Raw genomic sequence first — 1,510 nt, 5'->3', positions numbered from 1 at the left:
GGTTTGAGAAACCTTCAAAACCTCTCTATAAAATGTCTCATAAAACTCATCAAAATACTCATTCTGATATTTTAAAGCCCATAGTGAATTTGTCTTGATTGACCATGAAACAAACAGCAAATTTCACTATTTTGCTGATCTGATATCTCTCATGGGCTATGGATAAACAAGCTTTAAAAAGACTTTTTGAAAAAAAATTATCCGCTTTTTAGCATTTTCCGCATTTTTCATACTATTCATTCAAAATGGATTTAATTAACTTCATTTCGATTCTTTTGAAGAGAATTAATCAATAGAATATATTGTTATGGAGTCTATTCTTTATGCTTCAATCTATTAAGTCTGATAATGAACATGTCACTTTACGCTCTCTGTTGGAATATTATCGTCAACAAGCTAAATCACTTCGTGAATTAGGAACATGGTTTGAAAACCTTGTCATAGCTTATTTGACGAAAGACCCTCTTCATTATGGGCGCTACGAAAAGGTAGAAACCTATTATGAATGGGCTAAAGAGCGTGAAGATTGGAATAAAAATGATATCGGTATTGATCTGATTGCTAAGCTTCGCAATCAAGAGGGTTATGTCGCTATTCAATGTAAGTTTTATCAAGCAGACCATCAGATCAGTAAAAAGGATATTGATAGTTTTATCGCGGCATCTGGAAAAGATATCTTTAAATATCGTCTTCTCGTTGATAGTACGGAAGTGGAATTAAGTGACAATGTGAATGCCATGATTAAAGGACAAGCGATACCCGTTTATCGCATTGACCTTCGTCATATGGAAAACAGTCGGATAGATTGGCAAATATTTGCAACAAAACAAGAAGTTCTTCTGAAATCAACAAAAGAGCCTCGTCCCCATCAAGAAGAAGCCATCAAGAAAGTCTGTGAAGGTTTACAAGAAGCAGACCGTGGCAAGCTGATTATGGCATGTGGGACGGGTAAAACTTTTACCAGTTTGAAGATAGCAGAACACATAGCAGGAAAAGGCAAGCGTGTTTTGTTTCTGGTGCCTTCTCTTGCTTTAGTCTCGCAAACAATCCGTGAATGGACAGCCGATGCACAAGTCCCATTGCGTTCCTTTGCCGTGTGTTCTGATACGAAAGTAGGCAAGCGCCGTAAAAACCAAGATGATATTATTGGTATGGAAACATCAGATCTTGTTCTCCCTGCTACCACGGATGCTCAAGCCCTTGCTAAAGAAGCTTGTGAAAACCTCGCAGATGCAATGACCGTGGTCTTTTCAACTTACCATTCTATCCAAGTGATTTCGGATGCACAAAAAGAGCATGGTTTACCCGAATTTGATCTAATCATTTGTGATGAAGCACACCGTACCACTGGGGCTTCATTGGGAACTGAAGACAATGAATCCGAATTTATCAAGGTTCATGATAATAGCATCATTCGTGGTAAAAAACGTCTCTATATGACAGCAACGCCTAAAATCTTTAGTGACACTGCCAAAAGGCGCGCGGATGAGATTAATGCCGTTCTCGCATC

General features: G+C 38.2%; 1 protein-coding gene. It reads left to right on the top strand.

All coding sequences use genetic code 11. From position 1 onward, the window contains the following. Window positions 1–323 precede the first annotated feature (323 nt). On the top strand, window positions 324–1,510 hold a 1,187-nt coding region (locus tag ACFIKI_RS08335), incomplete at its 3' end, for a DEAD/DEAH box helicase family protein (protein WP_375666745.1).

Origin of the sequence: Bartonella sp. TT121SHDZB, from assembly GCF_042193415.1 — a bacterium.
GTDB lineage: Bacteria > Pseudomonadota > Alphaproteobacteria > Rhizobiales > Rhizobiaceae > Bartonella.
The sequence above is the reverse complement of the archived record's forward strand: the minus strand, read 5'-3'. Positions and strand labels throughout refer to the sequence as shown.